Source organism: Neoroseomonas marina (assembly GCF_012927745.1).
GTDB classification, from domain to species: Bacteria; Pseudomonadota; Alphaproteobacteria; order Acetobacterales; family Acetobacteraceae; genus Neoroseomonas; species Neoroseomonas marina.
In genome coordinates this window covers 1-16,582 of record NZ_JABBKX010000003.1, presented here as the reverse complement: position 1 = coordinate 16,582, position 16,582 = coordinate 1, and the positions used below count along the sequence as shown (strand labels likewise).

At 71.7% G+C, this 16,582-nt stretch carries 22 protein-coding genes; 14 read left to right on the top strand and 8 right to left on the bottom strand.

Going from position 1 to position 16,582, the window contains the following annotated elements; translation table 11 throughout:
• Nucleotides 1-6: 6 nt before the first annotated feature.
• Nucleotides 7-342, bottom strand: coding sequence for a hypothetical protein (locus GWK16_RS10095; protein WP_170053857.1), 336 nt, complete (start codon nucleotides 340-342; stop codon nucleotides 7-9).
• A 215-nt stretch (nucleotides 343-557) separates the two neighbouring features.
• On the opposite strand from GWK16_RS10095, the gene GWK16_RS10090 reads away from it, so the two are divergent.
• From GWK16_RS10090 to GWK16_RS10065, 6 genes are all read left to right on the top strand, one after another.
• Complete coding sequence (locus tag GWK16_RS10090; RefSeq protein ID WP_170053856.1) at nucleotides 558-1,541, top strand: oligopeptide/dipeptide ABC transporter ATP-binding protein; 984 nt, start codon at nucleotides 558-560, stop codon at nucleotides 1,539-1,541.
• On the top strand, nucleotides 1,538-2,590 hold the full coding sequence (locus GWK16_RS10085; protein WP_170053855.1) for an ABC transporter ATP-binding protein: 1,053 nt from the start codon (nucleotides 1,538-1,540) through the stop codon (nucleotides 2,588-2,590). The genes GWK16_RS10090 and GWK16_RS10085 overlap by 4 nt, the downstream gene beginning before the upstream one ends.
• A complete protein-coding gene (locus GWK16_RS10080) occupies nucleotides 2,587-4,110 on the top strand; it encodes an ABC transporter substrate-binding protein (protein ID WP_170053854.1) in 1,524 nt (507 codons plus the stop codon). The genes GWK16_RS10085 and GWK16_RS10080 overlap by 4 nt, the downstream gene beginning before the upstream one ends.
• Nucleotide 4,111: 1 nt before the next feature.
• Nucleotides 4,112-5,059: an ABC transporter permease gene (locus GWK16_RS10075; RefSeq protein ID WP_170053853.1), complete on the top strand. Its 948-nt coding sequence runs from the start codon at nucleotides 4,112-4,114 to the stop codon at nucleotides 5,057-5,059.
• Between the two features lie 170 nt (nucleotides 5,060-5,229).
• Nucleotides 5,230-6,111: an ABC transporter permease gene (locus GWK16_RS10070; RefSeq protein ID WP_168038349.1), complete on the top strand. Its 882-nt coding sequence runs from the start codon at nucleotides 5,230-5,232 to the stop codon at nucleotides 6,109-6,111.
• Nucleotides 6,108-6,821, top strand: a complete 714-nt coding sequence (locus GWK16_RS10065; RefSeq protein ID WP_168038351.1) for a metallophosphoesterase — start codon at nucleotides 6,108-6,110, stop codon at nucleotides 6,819-6,821. The genes GWK16_RS10070 and GWK16_RS10065 overlap by 4 nt, the downstream gene beginning before the upstream one ends.
• Here the strand turns inward: GWK16_RS10065 and GWK16_RS10060 are convergent, their stop codons facing one another.
• Both GWK16_RS10060 and GWK16_RS10055 read right to left on the bottom strand, forming a co-directional pair.
• A complete protein-coding gene (locus GWK16_RS10060) occupies nucleotides 6,822-7,634 on the bottom strand; it encodes a DUF3592 domain-containing protein (RefSeq protein ID WP_170053852.1) in 813 nt (270 codons plus the stop codon).
• Nucleotides 7,635-7,698: 64 nt separating this feature from the next.
• Complete coding sequence (locus GWK16_RS10055; RefSeq protein ID WP_170053851.1) at nucleotides 7,699-8,628, bottom strand: 3-hydroxyacyl-CoA dehydrogenase; 930 nt, start codon at nucleotides 8,626-8,628, stop codon at nucleotides 7,699-7,701.
• Between the two features lie 64 nt (nucleotides 8,629-8,692).
• Here GWK16_RS10055 and GWK16_RS10050 point away from each other — a divergent pair, with 64 nt between their 5' ends.
• The 7 genes from GWK16_RS10050 to GWK16_RS10020 all read left to right on the top strand — a co-directional run bounded on the left by GWK16_RS10050 (nucleotide 8,693) and on the right by GWK16_RS10020 (nucleotide 13,048).
• Entirely contained in the window at nucleotides 8,693-8,851 is a 159-nt protein-coding gene (locus GWK16_RS10050; protein WP_170053850.1) for a hypothetical protein, read from the top strand.
• Complete coding sequence (locus tag GWK16_RS10045; RefSeq protein WP_170053849.1) at nucleotides 8,848-9,564, top strand: hypothetical protein; 717 nt, start codon at nucleotides 8,848-8,850, stop codon at nucleotides 9,562-9,564. The genes GWK16_RS10050 and GWK16_RS10045 overlap by 4 nt, the downstream gene beginning before the upstream one ends.
• A 92-nt stretch (nucleotides 9,565-9,656) precedes the next feature.
• Nucleotides 9,657-10,187, top strand: coding sequence for a hypothetical protein (locus GWK16_RS10040; RefSeq protein WP_170053848.1), 531 nt, complete (start codon nucleotides 9,657-9,659; stop codon nucleotides 10,185-10,187).
• Nucleotides 10,188-10,221: 34 nt separating this feature from the next.
• Complete coding sequence (locus tag GWK16_RS10035) at nucleotides 10,222-10,779, top strand: hypothetical protein (RefSeq protein ID WP_170053847.1); 558 nt, start codon at nucleotides 10,222-10,224, stop codon at nucleotides 10,777-10,779.
• A 44-nt stretch (nucleotides 10,780-10,823) separates the two neighbouring features.
• Nucleotides 10,824-11,078: a YMGG-like glycine zipper-containing protein gene (locus tag GWK16_RS10030; RefSeq protein ID WP_170053846.1), complete on the top strand. Its 255-nt coding sequence runs from the start codon at nucleotides 10,824-10,826 to the stop codon at nucleotides 11,076-11,078.
• Between the two features lie 25 nt (nucleotides 11,079-11,103).
• Complete coding sequence (locus GWK16_RS10025) at nucleotides 11,104-11,895, top strand: alpha/beta fold hydrolase (RefSeq protein WP_170053845.1); 792 nt, start codon at nucleotides 11,104-11,106, stop codon at nucleotides 11,893-11,895.
• 82 nt (nucleotides 11,896-11,977) lie between these two features.
• A complete protein-coding gene (locus GWK16_RS10020; RefSeq protein WP_170053844.1) occupies nucleotides 11,978-13,048 on the top strand; it encodes an alcohol dehydrogenase in 1,071 nt (356 codons plus the stop codon).
• Between the two features lie 57 nt (nucleotides 13,049-13,105).
• Here GWK16_RS10020 and GWK16_RS10015 read toward each other — a convergent pair whose 3' ends face one another.
• Complete coding sequence (locus GWK16_RS10015) at nucleotides 13,106-13,609, bottom strand: cupin domain-containing protein (RefSeq protein ID WP_170053843.1); 504 nt, start codon at nucleotides 13,607-13,609, stop codon at nucleotides 13,106-13,108.
• A gap of 68 nt (nucleotides 13,610-13,677) precedes the next feature.
• Here GWK16_RS10015 and GWK16_RS10010 point away from each other — a divergent pair, with 68 nt between their 5' ends.
• A complete protein-coding gene (locus tag GWK16_RS10010) occupies nucleotides 13,678-14,268 on the top strand; it encodes a cysteine dioxygenase family protein (RefSeq protein ID WP_170053842.1) in 591 nt (196 codons plus the stop codon).
• 57 nt (nucleotides 14,269-14,325) lie between these two features.
• On the opposite strand, the gene GWK16_RS25535 is transcribed toward GWK16_RS10010, so the two are convergent.
• The 4 genes from GWK16_RS25535 to GWK16_RS09990 form a co-directional block, all read right to left on the bottom strand.
• Nucleotides 14,326-14,895 (bottom strand): CHAP domain-containing protein, encoded by a 570-nt coding sequence (locus GWK16_RS25535; protein WP_338144451.1) that lies wholly within the window; start codon nucleotides 14,893-14,895, stop codon nucleotides 14,326-14,328.
• A 498-nt stretch (nucleotides 14,896-15,393) separates the two neighbouring features.
• Entirely contained in the window at nucleotides 15,394-15,744 is a 351-nt protein-coding gene (locus GWK16_RS10000) for a RidA family protein (protein WP_170053840.1), read from the bottom strand.
• 87 nt (nucleotides 15,745-15,831) lie between these two features.
• The gene (locus GWK16_RS09995; protein ID WP_170053839.1) at nucleotides 15,832-16,047 is read right to left on the bottom strand and encodes a hypothetical protein; all 216 of its coding nucleotides are present in this window, start codon (nucleotides 16,045-16,047) and stop codon (nucleotides 15,832-15,834) included.
• Between the two features lie 44 nt (nucleotides 16,048-16,091).
• Nucleotides 16,092-16,313, bottom strand: a complete 222-nt coding sequence (locus tag GWK16_RS09990; RefSeq protein ID WP_170053838.1) for a hypothetical protein — start codon at nucleotides 16,311-16,313, stop codon at nucleotides 16,092-16,094.
• Between the last annotated feature and the right edge of the window lie 269 nt (nucleotides 16,314-16,582).

Below are 16,582 nucleotides of genomic sequence, written 5' to 3'. Positions count from 1 at the left end.
ACGACCTCAGCGCGACGTGGCCGGGTTCTGCCCGGTCAGGTCGCGGTAGAGCCGATTCTCGGTCCGCGCATCCTGCGCCGGGGTGCTGGCCGGCGGCGGCGGAGCGGCCGAGGCCGGCGCGTTCGGGTTCTGCCCCGTCAGGTCGCGGAACACCTGGTTCAGCGTCTGGTCGTCCTGGCGCTGCTGCGCCTGGCCGGGCGCGATGCCGAGGGCGTGCTCGCGCTGCTGCACCGCAGCAGGGTTCGGCTCGCGCTCGCTGCGCGGGGTCGGCAGTGTCTGCGCCATGGCCGGCGCGATGCCGCAGGCGGCGGCAAGCAGCAGGGCAGCCAGGGTGTGTCGCATGGGGACCTCCGTCGTGGTCCCAGCCTAACGCGTCAGGCCCTCGGGCGGAAACCGGATGCCGCGGTGCACGATCCGCGGGCAGGGGTGGAGGCGGGTTGTGCAGTGCACGCCCGCCGCGGGCCGGAAGCCGCCCTCCGGGGTCTTGCGCCGCCGGGGCGAACGGGGCTTCTTCTGCCCATGAGGTCGTCCATGCCAGCCGCCGCCGGAGGCGCCCGGTGACCACGGTGCTCGAGGTCTCCGGCCTGACGCTCGACTTCCGCCAGGATGGGCGGAACCTGCGCGTGCTCGACGGCGTGTCCTTCCGCGTCGAGGCCGGCCGGACGCTCGCCATCGTCGGGGAATCCGGCTGCGGCAAGTCGGTCACCTCGCTCGCCGTGATGGGTCTGCTGCCCGGCACGGCGCGGGTCGGGGGTGCCATCCGGCTCGGCGGACGGGAACTCACCGCGCTGTCGGCCGAGGAGCGCCGGATGCTCCGCGGCGGCGAGATGGCGATGATCTTCCAGGAGCCGATGACCAGCCTGAACCCCGCCTTCACCGCGGGCGAGCAGGTGGCCGAGGCGCTGCGCCTGCACCAGGGCCTCGACCAGGGGGCAGCCTTCGCGGAGGCGGTGCGGATGCTCGATCGCGTCCGCATTCCCGACGCGGCGCGCCGCGCGCGGCAGTATCCGCACCAGCTCTCGGGGGGGATGCGCCAGCGCGTGATGATCGCGATGGCGCTCGCCTGCCGCCCGCGCCTGCTCATCGCGGACGAGCCCACAACCGCGCTCGACGTCACCGTGCAGGCGCAGATCCTCTCGCTGCTCGATGAGATGAAGCGCGAGACGGGCACGGCGGTGATCCTGGTGACGCATGACCTCGGCGTCGTCGCGGACCACGCGGACGAGGTCGCGGTCATGTATGCCGGCCGCATCGCGGAGCAGGCCGCGGCCGCGACGCTCTTCGCCTCGCCTGAGCATCCCTACACCGCCGGCCTGCTCGGCGCCGCGCCGGGGGAGGGGGCGCGCGGCGAGCGCCTCGCCAGCATCGAGGGCACCGTGCCCGACCTGCGCAACCCGCCGCCCGGCTGCCGCTTCGCCCCGCGCTGCCCCTTCGCGGTCGTGCGTTGCCACAACGAGGCACCGCCGCTCGCCGAGGTCGCGCCCGGCCACGTCTCGGCCTGCTGGCGCGCGCCGCTCGACGGCGTTCTGGCAGCGGCATGAGCGCGCTCCTCGAAGCCGAAGGCCTGGTCAAGCGCTTCCCGGTGCGCGACGCGCTCGGGCGCCGTGCCGGGGCCGTTCATGCGGTCGATGGCGTCTCGCTGGGCGTCGCGCAGGGCGAGGTCCTCGGCATCGTCGGCGAGTCCGGTTGCGGCAAGTCGACGCTCGGGCGCCTGCTGTTGAACCTGATCACGCCCGATGCCGGGACCGTGCGCTTCGGCGGCGACGACCTCACGCGGCTCTCGGCCTCCGCGCTGCGCGCCCGACGGCGCGACATGCAGCTGATCTTCCAGGATCCCTTCGCGAGCCTCGATCCGCGCATGACGGTGGAACAGGCGGTGGCCGAGCCGCTGCGCCTGCACCGCATCGTGCCGCGGGCGCAGGAACGCGACCGCGTGGCGGAACTGCTGTCCCGCGTCGGGCTGCGGCCGGAACTCGCGCGGCGCTGGCCGCACGAATTCTCCGGCGGGCAGCGGCAGCGCATCGCCATCGCCCGCGCGCTCGCCTCCCAGCCGAAGCTGATCATCGGCGACGAACCGGTCAGCGCGCTTGACGTCAGCGTGCAGGCGCAGGTGGTGAACCTGCTGTCGGACCTGATCCGCGACCTGAGCCTGACCTTCGTGCTGATCAGCCACGACCTCGGCGTGGTGCGCCACGTCGCGGACCGGGTGGCGGTGATGTATCTAGGCCGCATCGTGGAACAGGGGCCGGCGGAAGACGTCCTCTCGGCGCCGAAGCATCCCTATACCCGCGCGCTGCTCGCTGCCGTGCCCGGCCACGGCGCCAAGGCGCCGCCGATCGAGGGCGACGTGCCGTCCCCCATCGCGCCGCCGCCCGGCTGCCGCTTCCACACACGCTGCCCCTTCGCGGTCGAGCGCTGCCGGACCGACCAGCCGACGCTGGGCGACGGCCTGCACCGCGTCGCCTGCCACCTCGCGGACAGCCTGCCGCCGCCGACGCCGCGCCCTGACCGGCTGGCCGGCGGCGACCGGCTGCGCCGCCTGCAATCCTTCTTCCGGGCCCCAGGCCCGCTTCCGGGAGCGCAACCATGAAGACGACGATCAAGGCCATCCTGGCCGCGGCCGCGGCGGTCATCCCCGTGCTCGCCACCGTCGCGCCCGCCGGCGCGCAGAACCTGCGCATCGGCCTGCGCGAGGACCCCGACATCCTCGACCCGACCCTGTCGCGCACCTATGTCGGGCGCATCGTCTACATGGCGCTGTGCGACAAGCTGTTCGACATCAACGAACGGCTCGAGGTCGTGCCCCAGCTCGCCACCGGCTATCGCTGGGAGAACCCGACGAACCTCATCATCACGCTGCGGGACGGCGTGCGCTTCCACGATGGCGAGGCGATGGACGCCGAGGCGGTGCGCTATTCCCTCGACCGCCACCTGACGATGCAGGGATCCTTCCGGCGCTCCGAGATCTCCGAGGTCGAGCGCGTCGAGGTGGTCGATCCGCGCACCGTGCGCATCGTGCTGAAGTCGCCCTCGGCCTCCTTCCTCTCGGCGCTGACCGACCGCGCCGGCATGATCGTGAGCCCCAAGGCGGCCGAGGCGCTGGGGCGCAACTTCGGCACGCGGCCCGTCTGCGCCGGCCCCTTCCGCTTCGTCGAGCGCGTCGCGCAGGAACGCATCGTCGTCGAGCGCTTCCGCGAATACTGGGATGCGGCGAACATCCACTTCGACCGCGTCACTTATCTGCCCATCCCGGACAACACCGTGCGCCTCGCCAACCTCCAGTCCGGCGCGGTCGAGTTCGTCGAGCGCATGGAGCCCGACGACATGAAGACCATCCAGCGCGCGCGCAACCTGCGCGCCGTCGCGGTGGACGAGCTCGGCTACCAGGGCATCACCATCAACATCGGCAACGGGGAACGCGCGAACACCCCGCTCGGCCGCGACGCGCGGGTGCGCCAGGCCTTCGAGCTGTCGATCGACCGCGCCGCCATCAACCAGGTCGTCTATGAGGGGATGTACACGCCGACGCGGCAGCCTTTCCCGCCGGCCAACCCCTTCCATGTGCGCGACTTCCCGCCGACCCAGCGCGACGTCGCCCGCGCCCGCGCCCTGCTGCGCGAGGCCGGCGTCACCACGCCCCTCGCGGTCGAGATGACCGTCCCGAACAACCCCGACCTGCGCCAGGTCGGCGAGGTCATCCAGTCCATGGCCGCCGAGGCTGGCTTCGCCGTCACGCTGCGCGCGATGGAATTCGCGTCCTCCCTGCAGGCGGCGACGCGCGGGGAGTTCCAGACCTACCTGGTCGGCTGGTCGGGGCGCGTCGATCCGGACGGCAACATCACCACCTTCAGCCGCACCGGCGGCGGCCAGAACGACGGTCGCTACTCGAACCCCGAGGTCGACCGCCTGCTCGACGCCGCGCGGGTTGAACTGGACGTCGCGAAGCGCCGCGACCTCTATGCCCAGGCGGTGCGCATCGCCTTCGGGCAGGATGTCGGGCGCATCTACCTCTGGCACCGCAAGAACATCATGGCGCACAGCGCGCGGCTGACGGGCTACCGGCCGATCGCCGACGGCATGATCCGCCTGCAGGGCATGCGGCTGCAGTAGGATGGGCATCTGGCTGCTGCGCCGGGTGGGGCAGGTGATCCCCACCCTCCTGATCCTGTCGATCCTGATCTTCGGGCTGCAGCAGCTCATGCCCGGCGACCCGGCCGTGATCCTGGCCGGGGAGGAACGCGGCGACCCCGCCGTGCTCGCGCAGATCCGCGCCGAGCTCGGCCTCGACCGGCCGATCTGGCAGCAATACCTGCTGTGGATGGGCAAGGTGCTGACCGGGGATTTCGGCTTCTCCTGGCGCATCCGCGTGCCGGTGTCCGAACTCATCCTCACCAAGCTGCCGGTGACCTTCCAGCTGGCGTCGATGGCCTTCATCATCGCTATCCTGATCGGCGTGCCGCTCGGCATCCTCTCGGCGGTGCGCAAGGACACGCCGGCGGACTGGGCCGCCAACGGCGCGGCGCTGTTCGGCATCTCCACGCCGAACTTCTGGCTCGGGATCATGATGATCCTGCTGTTCAGCGTGGAGCTCGGCTGGCTGCCGCCCTCGGGCTATGTGCCGCTGTTCGAGGACCCGGTGCAGTCGCTCTCGACCACCATCATGCCGGCCTTCGTGCTCGGCACGGGCGTCGCCTCGGTTCTGATGCGCCACACCCGCGCGGCGATGCTGACGGCGCTGTCGCAGGACTATGTCCGCACCGCGCGTGCGAAGGGGCTGAAGGAGCGTGTCGTGATCTGGAAGCACGCGCTGCGCAACGCGCTGATCCCGGTCGTTACCCTCGGCGCCATCGAGTTCGGTCGCCTTCTGGCCGGCGCCGTGCTGACCGAGCAGATCTTCACCATCCCCGGCTTCGGCAAGCTGATCGTCGATGCGGTCTTCAACCGCGACTATCCGGTGGTGCAGGGGGTGGTGATGGCGACGGCGCTGATCTTCGTGACGCTCTCGCTGCTGACGGACCTGCTCTACATGGCCATCAATCCGCGGCTGAGGAACGCCTGAATGGCGATGGTTTCGTTTGGCCTCAGGCGCCGGCGCCGCCATCCGGCGGCTTGGCTGGCGCGCCATGGACTGGCACGCCGGCGAACGCGGGCGGTCTGGGCGCGGTCGCGCCTTGCGCTCCCGGCCCGATGCGGGGCATCGGGCCGCCAGGATGTGTTGGGGAGGGCCGGATGAGCGCTTCGACCGCGCCCACGGCGCTGCCGGCCGCCGAAAGCCCGACGCGGCGCGCCATCAAGCGCTTCCTGCGCCATCGCCTGGCGGTCTTCGGCCTGGTCGTGGTGGTGCTGTTCGTGGCGGTGGCGATCCTCGCGCCGCTGATCGCGCCCTACGATCCGCTGCAGACCTCCTGGTCGCGCATCCGCAAGCCGCCCTCCTTCGACCATTGGATGGGCACGGACGAGAACGGGCGCGACGTGCTCTCCCGCGTCATCTGGGGCGCACGCGCCTCGATGATGGCGGGCGTCATCTCGGTGCTCGGCGCGCTCGCCATCGGCGTGCCGCTCGGGTTGCTCGCTGGGCTCGCCGGGGGCTGGGTGGATGCGGTGATCTCCCGCGTCGCGGATGCGATGCTGTCCGTGCCCTTCCTCATCCTCGCCATCGCGCTCGCCGCCTTCCTCGGCCCGGCGCTCGAGAATGCGATGATCGCCATCGCCGTCACCGCATCCCCGGTCTTCGTGCGCCTGTCGCGCGGCATGGCGCTGGATGCCAAGGCGACCGACTGGATCGAGGCCGCGCGCGCCCTCGGCAACCCGCCCTGGCGCACCGCCTTCGTCCATGTCCTGCCCAACATCGTCCCGCCGCTGCTGGTCCAGGCGTCGCTCGCCATCGCCGAGGCGATCATCGCGGAAGCCGCGCTGTCCTTCCTCGGCCTCGGCATGCAGCCGCCGAACCCGTCCTGGGGGTCGATGCTGAATTCCTCGCAGCGCTTCCTGACCCAGGCGCCCTGGCTCTCGATCTTTCCCGGCGTCACCATCATGATCGTCGTTCTGGCCTTCAACCTGATGGGGGATGGGCTGCGGGACGCGCTGGACCCCCGCGCCGACAAGACATGATCGAACTCCGCGAGGCGCCCGGCTCCCTGCCGCGCGGGCGCCGAATCTACGCCATCGGCGACATCCACGGCACGGCGGCGCGCTTGCGCGACCTGCATGCGCGGATCGCCGAGGATCTCCGCGCGCGCCCGGTCGCCTCGGCGCTGCTGCTCCACCTTGGCGACTATGTCGACAAGGGCACCCATAGCCGCGACGTGGTCGACTACCTGATCGAGGAAGACCCGGTTCCCGGCCTCGACATGCTGAACCTCACCGGCAACCACGAGGAGACGATGCTCGCCGCCCTCGAAGGTGACGGCGCGGCGGCCGCCGACTGGCTGTGGGGCGGGGGGCGGGCGACGCTCGAATCCTGGGGCATCGACCCCGAGGCCCCGCGCGACGCCTGGGGGCAACACTTCACCGCGCCGCAGATGCGCTTCCTGCGCCGGCTGCACCTGCACCATCAGGAAGGCGGCTACCTGTTCGTCCATGCCGGCATCCGGCCCGGCATCCCGCTCGAGGACCAGTCGCGCGAGGACCTGCTGCGCATCCGCCACGACTTCCTGGGCTCGGAGCGCGACCACGGCGTGGTCGTCGTCCATGGCCATACGGCGGGCTTCAACCCGGTGGTGCGGGACAACCGCATCTGCCTCGACACCGCCGCCTGGTCGGGCGGGCCGCTGACCTGCGGCGTCTTCGAAGGCGACCGGGTCGGCTTCCTGCAGGCCTGATCAGCCGCGGCGCACGGGCCCGACCGCGATGGTCGCATCGGGATCGTCGCCAGGCGCCTGCAGGAAGGACAGGTCCATCGCGTAAGGCGAGTTGGGGTCACCAGGGTCGAACTGGATGTTCACCGCCGTCATCTGGCGCATCTGCGGCACCGGGTCGAAGGGCAAGGGCGGGCTTTCGAACAGGCGCGGCACGCCGCTGCGCGGGTCCTGCCAGCGCGCCTGGAGGATCCATTGCGTGGCGTGCCCCGCGCCCTCGCGCCGCAGCCCGACCAGCGGCACGGCGAAGGTCATCATGTTGCCCCCGACCGCCGGCGCCGTGCCCGGCAGCGCCACCGCGCCCGCCTTGCCCGAGATCCGCAGCGCCACGCCCGCGATCAGGGTGAAGACCAGCCCCATGCCACCGAGCAGCGTCGCGACGAACCAGCTCTCCATGAAGCCGGTCATCTGCGCGTGGTCCGGGCGCGCCGGGTCGTAGCGCACGCGCACCACGTCGCCCACGCGGCAGCAGGGCGGGTTGGAGGAGACGCCGCCCTCGACGCGGATCTCCTTGCCCTCGGGCAGGCGGAAGACGAAGACCGGCTTGTAGGTGACCGAACTGCGGCCATCCCGGTCGCGGCTGCTGCTGCGGAGCATGTCCACCACGCGCCCGTCGGTCTCCACCGCGATGCGGCGGAACTTCACCTCGGACCAGATCGCGAAGCCTGATCCAAGGAGCAGCCCGATCCCGACCAGTAGCAGCAGGCTGCCGATGATCCTGGGCGCCCTGCTGCCGGGCCGCAGCGTGCGCGTCGTCGTGGTGGTCGTGATCTGCATCGGCGCGTCCCTTCCGCCCCGGCGGTTACTCTGGCGGCAAGCGCCGGGGAAGGCGAGGGGACCGTCAGCCGGGCTGTGACGCCTTGTGCGCCGCCAGCGCCATCAGCCGCCGGTCGCGCCAGGCCGACCGATCGCCGATCCCCTCCTTCGCCAGCATGCCGCGCCGCGCCGCGGCCACCTTCGCGACCGTGTCGGCGTCGTAGAGGAAGGGCGTCTGTTCCTCGGTGATGCCGCCCATCAGCGGGCCGAAGCGCGCGGCGTAGTCCGCGACGCCCCCCGGCGCGTTGAGGTCGATGGTCTCGAAGGGCCCCATGAAGGACCAGCGCAGGCCGAGACCCTCCTTCACGCAGGCATCGACGTCCTCGACGCTCATCACCCCGTCGCGGACCATGCGGAAGGCCTCGGCGACGAGCGCGGCCTGGAGCCGGTTCAGTACGAAGCCCCGGGTTTCCTTCATCGCGGTGACCGGCACCTGGCCGACGCGTTCCATCAGCGCGCGGGTCCGCGACACCACCGCCGGATCGGTCCAGGGCGCGCCGACCAGTTCGACCAACGGCACCAGGTAGGGCGGGTTCACCGGATGGGCGACGAGGCAGCGGGCACGCCCGGCCAGCCCCTCGGTGAAGGCGCTCGCGGGAATGCCCGAGGTCGAGGAGGCGAGCACCACCTCCGGCCCCGCCAGCGCGTCGAGCTTCGCGAAGGTCTCCCGCTTCACCTCGACGCGTTCGGGCCCGTTCTCCTGCACATGCGCCGCGCCGGCGAGGCACTCCTCCAGCGTCGCCGCCACCCCGACGCGCGCGGCGATGACGTCGGGTGCCTCCTTCACCAGCCCGGCCGCGAACAGGTCGGCGAGCCGCGCCCGGATCACGCCCATCGCGGCCTCCGAGGCCCCTGGCGCGGGGTCCCAGATGCGCACCTGATGCCCCGCCCGGGCGAAGACCATCGACCAGGCGCTGCCGATCAGCCCCGCGCCCACCACCGCGATCCGTTCCATCCGTCCTGGTCCTTTCCTCGTGCCCGGCTTGATCGGCCGGCCGTCGCGGGCGATCTAAGTCCTCGTGAGCGATCCGAGCAACGCACCCGTCCCAGTCGCGCCGCCGACCGCCCCGCCGCCGGTGGGCACGCGGATCGTCGGCTTCTTCCTCCTGGCCGGCACCATGTGGATCGCGGGGCTTCTCGCCCTGTTCCGCGCAGTGATGGCGGTGGTGCCGACATGATCTCAGCCTTCTGGCGGCGCTGGCTGCTGCCCTTCAGCGCCCTTCCGCTGCTGCCGGCGACATTGTTCAACCTGTTCGCGGGGCGGGAGGTGGCGCTGCTGGGCTGCCTGCTCGGCATCTTCCTGCCGCTGCTCGCGACCTGGCTGATGCGGCGCGGCCGGAAGGGCGACGCGGCCCGGGCCGCGGTTGCGATGGGTGCCGCGGCGGCGATCGTCGCGGCGCTGGGGGCGGGCGCGGGCCCGATCGCGGCGGTCCTGCTCGGCCTCGGGGCCTGGGGCGGCACCAGCCTGCTCTATCATGAGATCCGGGAAGCACCGGCCCCGGCCGAGCCTCCGCCGCCACCCGGCCCGCGGCCGCTCGACGACGCCCGGGCGCGGCTGGCGCGCATCGGCGATGTCGCCGCGGATTTCCCGCGCCTGCGGCTGCTGCCGGTCGCCGCGGCCATTGCCGCGGTGCTGGATGAGTTCGAGCGTCGCCCCGAACGGCTCGCAGAGGCCAAGCGCTTCCTCGCCGTGAACCTCGACGGGCTCGAGCGGATCGCGGCGCGCCTGGCCGCCGGCGCCGAGCCGCCGCCCGGCCTGCCGGCGCTGCTGGCCGAGATGGAGGATGCCGCCACCGGCCTGCGGACACGCCTGCGGGAGGAGGAGAGTGCCGCCCTGGCCGTGCAGGTGAAGGTTCTCGGGGACCGTCTGCGCGGCGAGGGCTACGGGTGACGGTCCGCTGTTCGATTGACGCTGATCAAGTCGCGGGCGTATCGGGGAGGGTAAGGAATCGTCACGCATCGCCGATGCGCTGGGAGGCTGCCATGCTCCGCCGTTCCGTCCTTCTCGCCGTGCTTGCCGCCGCGGCCTGTGGCCCGGCCACCCCGCCACCGACGCTGCCGGCCGGCCCGAGCGGGACGGTGACCACCGACCCGATCACGGTCGCCCGCCAGAACGCCGCGGGCTTCTTCATGTCGCCGCAGGCCGGCAAGCCGGCCGAGGCCGCGCGCGCCATCGCGGACATCGAATTCCTGGCCGGCGCCGTACCGTCCGACCCGCGCTGGCAGACCGCAAGCGCCAACGCCTTGACCCAGCTCGCCCAGGCCCGCACCGAAGCGCGCCGGGCGCTCGGGATCGCGCCGCGCGCGGATGCGCAGGCGGTGATCGACGGGTTGATGTCCGCCGCCACCGCGATCGACGCGAATGACCGGGCAGGGGTGGCGCGTGCCCTGCCGCGCGCCGTCTTCACGGCCGGGCCGGAACAGACCGTTCGCCGTCTTGCGGCGCCGCCCCGGATCCCGAGCGCAAGCGCCGGACTCGCGGCTCTCGCGGCGGGCCCCCAGGGCGGGCGCTGACCGTCGTGGCGGCGCGTTCAGAGGACCTAAGGTCTTGACCCGCCGCCTCTTGCCGGCCGGGCTGATCGCCGTTCTGGCGGTGGCGGCCTGCGGTCCCGTGGAACCGCCGGCGACACTGCCCCAGGGCCTCAGCCTGCAATCCGGCCTCGTCACGCGGGATCCCGTGATCGTGATCGGGCAGGATGTGGGCGAGTTCTTCCGCGCGCCGCAGCCTGGCCAGCCCGCCGCGGCGGCGCGCGCGATCGCCGAGCTGGAATGGCTCGCGGCAACGATCCCCACCAATCCGCGCTGGCAGACCGCCAATGCCACCGCGCTCACCGCGCTGGCCCAGGCGCGCTTCGAGGCACGCCGGGCGCTCGGCATTCCGCAGAGCGCGCCGGCGCAGCCGGTGATCAACGGCCTCGCCGGCGCAGCCTTCGCCATCGCCGACAACGATCGGGCGGAACTGACGCGCGCCTTGCCACGGGCGCTGTTCACGCTCGGGCCCGAGGGCACGGTGGCCGCGCTCGCCGCACCGCCCGCGGTGCCGAGTGCGATGCTCGCCATGGCCGGGCTCGCCCCTGGTCCGCAGCCGCGCCCGCCGCGCCGCTGAGAGGCGGACACGATCCGGCCCGAATGGCGCAGCATCATCGCGCCATGACGCCGATCCGTGTCCTGGCCCTGCTGCTGCCCCTGGGCGGCTGCGTCGTGGTGCAGCCCGTACCCGTCCCGATCCCGCCCGCGCAGGTCTGCGAGGATCCGGCGATGGGCGCTGCCTATGGCGCGGCGCTCGGCGCCGGCATCGGTGCGATCGCCGGGTCGACCCAGGCCGATGCCGGACGCGGCGCGCTGGTGGGGGCGGGGATCGGCGCCATGGCCGGCGCGGCGCTGGGGGCACAACCCTGCGAGTGAGGCCGCCCGGGGAGCGATGCGGCGCGTGCTGACCTGGCTCGGCGTCGTCGCCGCCATCCCGGTGCTGCTGGTCGGCGCGCTGTGGCTCGGACAGGAGCGCATGATCTTCCTGCCGGACGGCCGCGTCATCGCCGCGGCACCGGGCTGGACGCGGGAGACGCTGCGCACCCCGGACGGCACCGAACTCGCCTTCCTTCTCGCGGAAGGATCGCCGGCCCGCCCCGTGATCCTGCATTTCCACGGCAATGGCGGGAATGCGGAGGACCGCACCGGCCTTGGCGATGTGCTGCGCAACCTCGGCTTCGGCGTCGCCCTCGCGGAGTACCGGGGCTACGGGGGCAATGCGGGCCGGCCGGGCGAAGCCGCCATCGCCGCGGATGCGGCCGCCTACCTCGCCTGGGTCCGGGGGCGCTTTGCGGGACGACCGCTCGTCCTCTGGGGCGAGAGCCTGGGGACCGCGGTGGTCACGCGGTTGGCCGAAGGGCGCAGCGACATCGCGGCCGTGGTGCTCGAAAGCCCGTTCACCTCTGTCGCGGACCTTGCGCGCAGCATCTATCCCCTGGTGCCGACCGATCATCTGCTGCGCCACCGCTTCGAAAGCCTGCCGCGCCTGAGCGGGCTGCGCGCGCCGCTGTTCGTCGTCGCCAGCGAGGATGACCGCATCACGCCCGTCGCCCATGCGCGCCTGATGGCCGAGGCCGGGCGCGGCCGGCTGCTGCTGCTGCCCGGCAGCGCGCACCCCGCCGTGCTGAACGATGCGAGCGGGCAGGGACTCCGCGCCGTGCTCGACTTCCTCGCATCGGTCGGGCGCAACTGAGTCCACCCGCGCGCGCACCTTGACCCGCCCGCCGCCGCGCAGTCCGATGGCACCCTCTGCCAGACCAAACGGAGGAAGTGCCATGCGTGCCTGGGCCGTCGTCGAAACCGGAAAGCCGCTCAAGGAAATCGAACTGCCGACGCCCGAGCCGACCGGCAAGCAGGTGCTGCTCGAGATCACCCACGCCGGCGTCTGCCATTCCGACCTGCATATCTGGGAAGGCGAATACGACCTCGGGTCGCGCGGCAAGATGCGCCTGACGGATCGCGGCGTGGTGCTGCCGCTCGCCATGGGCCACGAGATCGTGGGCAAGGTGCTGAAGTGGGGCCCCGAGGCGAACAATGCCGGCCTCAAGGTCGGCGACCACATGATCGTCTTCCCCTGGGTCGGCTGCGGCAAATGCGCCGAATGCCTCGCGGACGAGGACAACATGTGCCGGGTCAAGCCGGCCTCGCTCGGCGTGTACCAGAATGGCGGCTACGCGACGCATGTGGTCGCGCCCGAGCCGCGCCACCTGGTGCCGCTGGGCAACCTCGACCCGTCGCTCGCGGCGACCTATGCGTGCTCCGGCATCACGGTGTTCAGCGCCATCAACAAGGTGATGCCGATGCCGCCCGATGACCCGATCGTGCTGGTCGGTGCCGGCGGGCTCGGGCTGAACGCCATCGCGGTGCTGAAGGCGAAGGGGCATCGCCGCATCGTCGTGGTCGACGTCGCGCAGTCGAAGCTCGACGCCGCGAAGAAGGAAGGGGCCACCGACACCGTGCTCGCCGACGGCCCCGACACGGCGAAGAAGATCGTCGAGGCGGCGGGCGGCCAGGTTGGTGCCATCGTCGATCTGGTGAACGGCACCGACACCTCGCGCTTCGCCTTCGACGCGCTGCGCAAGGGCGGCAAGTTGGTGCAGGTCGGCCTGTTCGGCGGCGAGATGAACATCCCGCTGCCGCTGATGCCGATCCGCGCCCTGACGATCCAGGGCTCCTATGTCGGGAACGTGAAGGAGCTGCGCGAGCTGGTGGGAATCGCGCAATCGGGCAAGCTGCCGGCGATCCCGATCACCAACATGCCGCTCAACCAGGCCGACGCTGCGCTGAACCGGCTGAAGGAAGGCAAGGTGGTCGGGCGCATCGTGCTGACGGCCTCGGCGGCCTGACGCCGGCGGCGCCTGCGCGACGAGTCTGGCGGGGGGCTTCGGCCCCCCGTTGTCGTTTCAGCGCGACGGATAGGCCGCGCCGGTGACGGGATCGCGTGCGGGGTCCGGCGTCGCGGCGATGCTGCGTTCCGCGCGCAGGCGTTCGTCCGGCGCGCCGTGCAGCTGGTCGGGCGGCGCGGCGCCCTCCGGATAGGCACCGACGACGAGGAGATCCTCGCTCGCGCCGAGGTTCCGATGTCCGGTCCCGGCCGGCAGCACCGCCACGTCGCCGGCCACGAGGTCGAGCACTACGCCGCCGTCGCCGCCGAGCATCACCCGGACCTCGCCGGCCACGATCGCAAGCGCCTCATGCGCATTCGAATGGTAGTGGTGCCACGTGTAGATGCCGTTGCGCCACGCCGGACGCCAGCCATGGCCGCGCAACAGCGCCTCGGCGGCCTCAGGTGCCCCCGGCGGCACGGCGCCGCGATGCAGCAGCACCGGCAGGCGTGGATTGTTCGGGATGTCCGCGCCCGCAGGGAGGAAAAGCAACTCCGCGCCGTCCTTCCGGTGCTCGTGCATCCTGTCCCTTCCTTGCCGCGTGGAATGTCCTTCCCCATGATGCGCGCCTTCAGGGGAGAACTGCCAGCATGACCGACATCGCGCCGCTGCGCGACTTCATCCGCGACATGACGCAATTGGCCGAGCAGGACGCGAGCGAGGCCCGCTGGCTGACCGAAGGTGCCGCGCTGCTGCGCCGCCTGATCGCGACCGACACCTGGCTGCCGGAGGACTGCGCCGTCGCCGGGCCGCGCTACCGCCAGTACCTGCTGCATTGCGACCCGCTGGAACGCTTCTGCGTCGTCTCCTTCGTTTGGGGGCCAGGCCAGAAGACTCCGGTGCACAACCACACCGTCTGGGGCCTCGTTGGGATGCTGCGTGGCGCAGAGATCTCGACGGAGATGCGCCCTGGCGCACCGATGACGCCGGGCCAGGTGGATCACCTGAAGGAAGGGGAGGTCGTCGCCGTCTCGGCCGACACCTACGACATCCACGTGGTCGAGAATGCGCTGGCCGACCGCGCGAGCATCTCGATCCACGTCTATGGCGGGAACATCGGCGCGATCGCGCGCGCGGTCTTCGACCCGGCGACGGGGGCCACGAAGCGCTTCATCTCCGGCTATGACAACGTGGCGGTGCCGAACCTGTGGGACCGCAGCAAGGAGATGGCGGCAGCCTGAAACGCAAAGGGCCGCCCCGTCGCCGGGGCGGCCCTTGCTGCGCGAGGGGATGCGCGATCAGCGGCGGGTGCTGCGCCCGCGGGTCGCCGGCGCCTCGGCCACTTCCTCGAGCCCGTAGCGCGAGCTGGACGCGTAGACCGCGCCGCCGGCATCCGGCCGATTGTGGATGAAGCCCTGCACGGCATAGATCCGGCCGTAGTTCTCGGCGCTGTGGCCGACCTGCACGCGGACCTGCGTCCAATCGTTGTTGGGCGACGCGTCGATGACCGAAACGCCGCTCATGATCGACCCGCGGCGGATGCCGGGCCCGCCCCAGTTGGCGTGATGGATCAGGATCTCGCGCGGGGAGACGATCCGCTCGACCACCGCGACGTGGCCGGCACGCATGCCGCCGGAACCCGGGAAAGCGAGGATGGAGCCGACCTCGGGGCGATGGCCGCGGGCATAGAGCCCGGCGGCATTGTACCACCACTGGCCGCCATTGCCGCTGATCGTCATGCCGGTGACCTGGCGGGCGTAAGGCACGCAGGAGACGCCACCGCCACCGTAGGAACCGGCATAGGCGGCGCGGCCGCCACCGCGGCGCGCCCCAGCGGCGCGGGTGTTGCCGCGGCTCGTGGCGGCCACCTGGCTCCGCTGGCCGCCCGTGCGGGCCGTCGCATTTGCTGCAGGTCGCGGCGTGCTGGTCACCGAGGCGGTGCGCGCCGATGGCTTGCCTTGTCGGGAGTCCGTCGTCCGGGCCGTGGCGTCCTGCGCCATCATGCCGAAGCCGCCGAACAGAATCGCCAAGGCGATTGCCGCGCGCTTTGCCTTCATGTGCCCCCTGTGCCCCTCAAGTCCGGTCGCATCGGGCCGCTCCCCGCCCGTGCTGTGATTCCGGTAACAACCGGTTCCGGGGTGTGACAACCCGAAGCTCTGTTACAGGGTGAAATCCGGAGTGATTTGCCGACGGAGGCGTAGTCCGGAGGGCGGTATCAGGCTTGTTTTCCTTTAAATCGGGCGAAAATAAGGCACAACCACAGTGTGGTGACCCGAAAACAACAACGCCCGGGGCAGGTGCCCCGGGCGTCAACGCCTGAGTCGAGGAATGGTTTCCGCCCCGGCATGCGCCGGGACCGTGCCGCGTCAGCGGCAGGCGGTGACCATGATCTCCACGAGGTGGCGCGGGTCGGCCATGTTCGCCTCGACGCAGGCGCGCGCCGGGGCGCCGCCGGCCGGCAGCCAGGCCGTCCAGAGCTCGTTCATCGCGCCGCGGTCGCGGATGTCCTTCAGCCAGATCTGCGCCGAGAGAAGGCGCGTCTTGTCCGTGCCGTTCGCCTCCAGCGCCGCGTCGATCTTCGCGAGCACCTCGGCGGTCTGGCCCTTCACGTCCTTGGAGAGGTCGTCGGCGGTCATGCCCGCGAGGTAGACGAAGTTGTGGTACTCGACAGAGGACGAAAGGATCTGGTTCGTGCCCTGGCGGGTGATCTTGCTCATACCGGCCGCTCCTTCGCGAATGATGCGCCCTTGGCGCGCGGCGGTTCTAGAACAGGAACGCCGGGGCGGGAATGACCCGGGACGCGGCTATTTCTTGCCCGCGGCCCCGAACTCCGCGCAGAACGGGCAGGGCGTGCCGGCCGCATCGTCGGCGACGAAGCCGGATGTGCCGGTGCGGCAGGGGGTTCCGCCGGTGCAGGCGGCGGCCGATCCAGGACCCATCGACTTCGCGGGGGCCGCGCGAGCGGCGACGAGGGCGGCCAGCACGGGCAGGGCGGAGACGGCGAGGCGGCGCGGGAGCATGGCGCCATGCTCGCCGTCGTCCACCGCGCTGGGAAGGAAATGGTTCAGGGCAGGGACGGCCCGGCGGCATGCCGTCCACCGCAAAGAGGACAGCGGGTCCAGGGCGGCGGCGGCAGCACTTCCTGCAGCGCCTGGCAGGTGATCAGACGACCGCCCGGATCGCCGCAGTTCCGGCCGGGCGGCGGTGGCCCGGCCACCTTCGCGGCACTGGCCGGCACGGTGGCCAACGACAGCAGCGCGATCGGCAGGAAGCGGCGTGGCGTCATGGCGCACCTTGATCCGGTTGGAGGACCCTATCCTGAAGCGCGCAATGGTTGAAACGCCGTTCACCGGCGCCGTCACAGATCCCGATCAGGTGGAGTCACCCGATCGGATGAAGATGCTCGCGAAAACAAGAACCTGGAGCCGTTGCCGTAGGCCATTGCGGACGGAAACCGCTCTAGCTGTCGCTGCCAAGGAGGTTGTCCCTGACTAATCGGCTGACGGGCGGCCTTCCGCCGAGGGCAGAGTGGGGCCTGAGGCTGTTGTAGTGGCA